This is a genomic window from Candidatus Korarchaeota archaeon NZ13-K, assembly GCA_003344655.1.
Lineage (GTDB): Archaea > Korarchaeota > Korarchaeia > Korarchaeales > Korarchaeaceae > Korarchaeum.
Map to the genome: position 1 here is coordinate 1 of MAIU01000073.1, position 5,457 is coordinate 5,457.

The 5,457-nt window shown below is 56.5% G+C and carries 3 protein-coding genes and 1 pseudogene; 2 read left to right on the plus strand and 2 right to left on the minus strand.

Annotated features, from left to right (window positions below; all coding sequences use genetic code 11):
• Positions 1–118 precede the first annotated feature (118 nt).
• Positions 119–1,743: pseudogene (locus BA066_06435) on the plus strand (APC family permease).
• Positions 1,744–1,781: 38 nt separating this feature from the next.
• Here the strand turns inward: BA066_06435 and BA066_06440 are convergent.
• A complete protein-coding gene (locus BA066_06440) occupies positions 1,782–3,074 on the minus strand; it encodes a nodulation protein NfeD (GenBank protein RDD53053.1) in 1,293 nt (430 codons plus the stop codon).
• On the minus strand, positions 3,071–3,772 hold the full coding sequence (locus BA066_06445) for a slipin family protein (GenBank protein ID RDD53054.1): 702 nt from the start codon (positions 3,770–3,772) through the stop codon (positions 3,071–3,073). Before BA066_06445 ends, BA066_06440 begins: the two co-directional genes overlap by 4 nt.
• Positions 3,773–4,133: 361 nt before the next feature.
• Between BA066_06445 and BA066_06450 the strand changes: the two genes are divergently transcribed.
• Positions 4,134–5,457, plus strand: a 1,324-nt coding sequence (locus tag BA066_06450; protein ID RDD53055.1) for an NAD(P)/FAD-dependent oxidoreductase, incomplete at its 3' end; no start/stop codon positions are given.

The following is a 5,457-nucleotide window of genomic DNA, read 5'->3' on the forward strand; positions in this document are numbered from 1 at the left end:
CCTTTGATTAATCTCTGAAATAATAACACAAATAATATCATTTAATGGCAATATTCAGTTAAAATATTACCATAACACTTTTAAATTAAGGAAATGAGGCATCCGCCCGGTGCCTCTCATGGGAGAGGAGATAGTACCCAGGGAGGTCTTCGCGAGGAAGGCGAGCGGCCTGGTCAGGGAAGCCGGATTTTTAGATGCATTCGCGTTCGGTTTCCTCAATCAGGGACCGGCCATAGCAATATGGATGCTCCTCAGCTGGGGGGTCTTCCTCTTCCCCTCTGGCGATCTGCTCGGCTCGGTGGCCTTGAGCCTGCTCTTCACGCTACCCGGCGTCGCCCTGGTCTGGGGCATCCTGGGGGCCTCCATGCCCAGGAGCGGCGGATGCTACGTATACAACACCAGAATAATACATCCCGCGGTGGGAATGGCCGTTAGTGTCGGCGATTACTTCATCTGGTGGCTTTGGATAGTGATCTTGGCGCCCTGGGTGGCCGATCCAGGTCTGACAACACTCTTCGGCATGCTCGACATGCAAGGAGCTGCTGAATGAGTGAGGTCGCCTGTGGGCATGTTCATAGTCGCTACCATAGTGAACCTCTTGGGCTACCTCTTCACATTCTACGGGCTCAGATGGTATCTCCTGCACCAGAAGACCGTGCTGACGCTCTCACTCATAACCCTGGGGCTCGTGGCCCTGATTCTGGGGATGCACTCCCATGAGGAGTTCGTAGCGGCTTGGAACGCCATGGCCTCCAAATACGGCTCCCTTGATTACCAGGGGATGATCGAGGCGGCCAAAAACTCGGCCCGGATGTCTTCAATCCGACCATGCCCCTGCTCTTCGGGACCCTGGGCCTGATGGTGGTGAACTCCTGGTGGGCCCACTACGGCTGGGCCGTTAACGTGATAGGTGGTGAGGTGAAGAGACCCCAGAGGAACATAATGGCGGCCCAGTACGGGGCAATAATAGTTCCTGGAATCATAGTAACGATTTTCTCACTGATATATCCGAACCTGCTGGGAACCGACTTCATGAGGGCCCTGGCCGTGGCCGACAACAAAGGGCTCGATGGATACAACATGCCCTTCCCGGCGAACTACGTGGGGATCACGAGGGTATTCATAGACACCAGCAACTCCTTGGGTGCTCTCATAGCAGCCCTAGCGGCTCTCAGCCTGATCTTAGCCGATTACATATGGATACCAATGTCCTACGTGGCTGGTAGCAGGATAGTCGTGGCTTGGGGCATGGACAGGATGGGGCCGAAGTGGTTCTCCGAGGTTCACCCTAAGTGGGCATCCCCGGTCAAGAACCTCACATTCATATTCCTCACGAGCGAGATAGGCATAGCCCTCTACTCCCTCTTCCCCGAGTGGTTCGCGGGCCTCGCCGTCACTGCCACAGAATGCGTCTCGATATGGGGAGTGACGGCCATAGCGGCCACGATATTCCCGTTCAGGAAGAGCGTCAGATCAATATGGGAGACCTCACCGTACAAGAACTGGAGGATAGGCCCCATACCGCTGATCACGATAGGCGGCATAATAGATCTGACCTACATAGGGATCCTCCTCTACTTCTTCTACACAAACCCAGGGCTTGAGGGCGTCACTGAATTGGCTGTAGCTTGGTTCCTAGGCCTCTGGATATTCGGAGCCCTCTGGTATTACTACTGGAGGTGGAGATGGAGGAAGGAGGGCATAGACATAGATCTAGCTTGGAAAGTGCTTCCTCCGGAGTGAAATCTCCCGCGTCCCTCATTTTTTAATCCAATTTACCTCTATTGCTGCCTCACCTTCCTCACTAGGAGAATGCTGTCCCTCCTGCCTATGACCTCGACGGCGTCCCCGCTCCTTACCTCCTCATCCGAGGTGGCCCTCCATAGCTCACCCGATATCCTTATGTAGCCGACCCCACCCGGAGGTATGTCGTCGACGGCCACCCCCTTGCCGGTGGGCAGCCAGCTGACGGGCCCCCTCCTCAGGATGGACGCTATGGCCTTGACGAATATGAATGATATGATCAGCCCCACTCCCCCGACGGAGACCACGAGCTTCAGGATGGTCTCGATCATCCAGTTGAAGGAGACGAGCGTAGGCCTCCAGGGGCTCCCCACCATGAGGAGGATCGCCAGCACGAGCAGGGCTGTTGAGGAGATGGCACCCAGCCCGTGGAGACCCTTCTTCATCTCCGCTATGAAGAGAGATGCCGCTATGGCCAGCAGTATCAGGCTCACCAGGTCCACGCTGACGCCCATCCCGGCCACGGCAAGGAGTATGAGGACTATGCCCGCCAGCTCAGCCCCCCAGCCGGGGGATGAGATGCCCACTATAAGCATCATGAACCCTATGCTGAAGAGCACGCTGGAGAGGAGGGGGTCCGACAGGTACCTCATTATCTCGACCCTGGGGCTCGTCGGGAGGTACTCCACGGATGCCGGGTAGACGGAGAGGTTGAACGTCACCTCCCCCCTCCTGACCACCCTGCCGTTGGCCCTCTGCAGGAGGGATTCCAGTGAGGGCTCAACAGCCTCTATCAAGTGCGCTCTGAGCGCCTCCTCAGCCATCAGGTTGACGTTCGCTCTGACCAGGAGCTCAGCTGCTGTCTCATTCCTGCCGTGCATCGCAGCGTAGCTCCTCATCTTGGCCGAGTAGGCGTTCAGGTACTTCGACTCGTTGAGCGGGGTGTAGCCCACGACGGGCTGGGCGGATCCTATGGTGGAGTAAGGTGACATTGCCGCGTAGTCCGTGGCCATCAGTATGTAGGTGCCAGCGGAGAGGGCCTGGCTCCCCTGGGGGTAGACGTAGCCTATGACGGGAACCTTTGAGGAGAGGATCACCTCAACCACGCTGAAGGTCGCGTCCGCCTGCCCACCGAAGGTGTTTATCTGGAGCACCAGAGCATCGTACCCACTCTCGGCCGTGGCCACGGCTAGCTTCACCTGCTCCACGGTGGCTGGTGAGATGTAGCCCGTGACGTTCGTCACCAGCACCCTGTTTCCGGCATCCGCTTGAAGGGGGCAGATCAGCAGGGCTAAAAACGGGAGGAGGATGAGGAGCCCGGCTGTCCTCATTTCCCTTCCTCCTTCCTTGCAGCTATGGCGTAAGCGAGAGGGGAGGGCCCTCCCTCAGTTATTATCACCATGTTCCTCTCCCTCGCTATCTCAACCCACGTCTGAAGCTCCCTGAGCCTCATCGCGTGCGGGTTCCTCGCGTAGAACTCGGCGGCCTCGGCCATCTTCTGAGCGGCCATGAGCTCCCCCTCGGCCATTATGACCCTCGCCCTCCTCTCCCTCTCCGCCTCCGCCTGCTTGGCTATGGCCCTCAGCATCTCCTCCGGGAGGACCACGTCCCTTATCGCCACCTGGGTGACCTTTATCCCCCAACCCTCCGTCACCTCATCGACTATCGTCTGGATCCTCTTGCCGAGCTCATCCCTCCTGGTCAGTAGCTCGTCGAGCTCCACCTGACCGACGACGTCCCTCAGAGTGGTCTGAGCTATGAAGTTGGAGGCGGTTATGTAATCCTGCACCTTGACCACGGCATCTATCGGGTTGATGACCCTGTAATAAACGACAGCATCGACGTCGACGGTGACGTTATCCTTCGTTATTATCCTCTGTCTCGGTATGTCGAAGCTGAGCAGCCTCAGGTCAACTACCCTGGGCTTGTCCACAAAGGGGATGAGGAATATCAGCCCAGGACCCTTCGCCCCGATCAACCTGCCCAATCTGAAGATGACCGCCCTCTCATACTCCCTGACCACCCTCAAAGCCGCCCTGAGGAAGGATATTATTATCCAAGCCACTATTAGCGCTATTATTATGTTTATGAATGTGGCTATCAGGACCTCCTCTTGCATCACAGCACCTCCGATCACTAGCGGCGCTCCCTTAAATTTAATCGTTCTGGATCCCTTAAACCCTTCCCGGTTGACGGGGAATGAGCACTGAGAGCCCAGCCTCCATGAAATGTTATGAATTTTCATCTGGAGATGTCAGCAATCCTCCTTCGCTCATCATCCGGCTGAAGCGCGAGTCATCGCGACGGCAGAGGCTTGTGAGAGAGCCGGGAAGCATCGCTTATAACCTTCAGGCGCCTTCAGCGGTGAGATCTCGATGGGAGGATAATTCATGCCGAGGAGAGTCCCTGGCATGGTCTACATGCTCATTTCCTTCGTTCCATGGATCGTGTACTGGATCCTCTGCGGCATGGGCCAAGGGTACGGTGTGATGATCTCCCTCCTGATATCCGCTATCCTCATCATTCCTCAGATTCGAGCGAGGGCCTTCAATCCGATGGATTTGACCTCCCTCCTCTACTTCAGCGCGGCCTCCTTCGCGACGTTCATCCTCGGCCTGGACCTCTTCGTGCAGGAGAGCGGCCCTCTAGGCTACCTCACCCTTTCCCTGATGGCGATCCTCTCGCTGGTGGTGAAGAGGCCCTACACGCTCCAGGTATCGATGAGGGATTATCCGGAGATATACTGGAGGGAGAAATCCTTTCTCATGATTAACAGCGTGATCACCGGGATATGGGCGATCATCTTCATGTCAAACGCGGTCATCTTCCTGCTCCTTGATGTCCCCCTCAACATATTGGTCTCAAACTTCCTGATCGCGCTGGGCATAGCCTTCTCGGTGATCTTCCCCCTGATGGCGCCGGCCCACCTGGTCTCCAGGGAGTTCAGGAGGTACGATTGGAGGGTTGATGTGAATCCTAGGAGGCCCAAGGGGGAGAACGAATACGACGTGATAATAGTCGGCTCCGGCATAGGGGGACTGACCTGCGGGGCCCTGCTCTCGAGGAGGGGCTACAAGGTCCTGGTCCTGGAGCAGCACTACCAGGTCGGGGGATACTGCTCCTCCTTCAGGAGGAGGGGATTCGTCTTCAACACGGGAGTGGAGAACGTGAGCGGGCTCTGGGAGAAGGGGCCGGTGAGCTATCTTCTCAGGGAACTCGGCCTTGAAAGGGATGAGCTCTTCGTGAGGAACAGGATCAGGTACATCTTCAGGGGGAGGGAGATCGATGCGAGCGACCTGGAGGGGTTCATGAGGGTCCTGTCGGAGATTTTCCCGGAGGAAAGGAAGAACATTCAGGCGTTCTTCGATGAGGCCAAGAGGGCCTATGAGGAGTGCTACAGGGAATCGGAGATTTACGGAGTTCCTCTGCCTGCTGAGCTAATAGTCAAGGTCTTCGGGTCTAAGAAGCTCCTAGATTATCCGAAGGAGCACCCCCACTTCTACGACTGGATGAACAAGACGTATAAACAAAAACTCGATGAATTCTTCGTCAATGAGGACTTAAAATCACTGCTATGTGCTCTCCTTGGCTATTTAGGGACCAAACCCGATGAAACGCCGGCCAGCAGCGCACTGACAGCAGTAGTCTCTTACTACCTCCACGGCGGATACTTCCCCAAGGGAGGGGCTCAGAGGTTTGCGGAAAGCCTGAAGG

Bases quoted from the DNA above. Each gene is read 5' to 3' on its own strand.
- BA066_06440 (RDD53053.1), bottom strand. From the start codon at position 3,074: ATGAGGACAGCCGGGCTCCTCATCCTCCTCCCGTTTTTAGCCCTGCTG.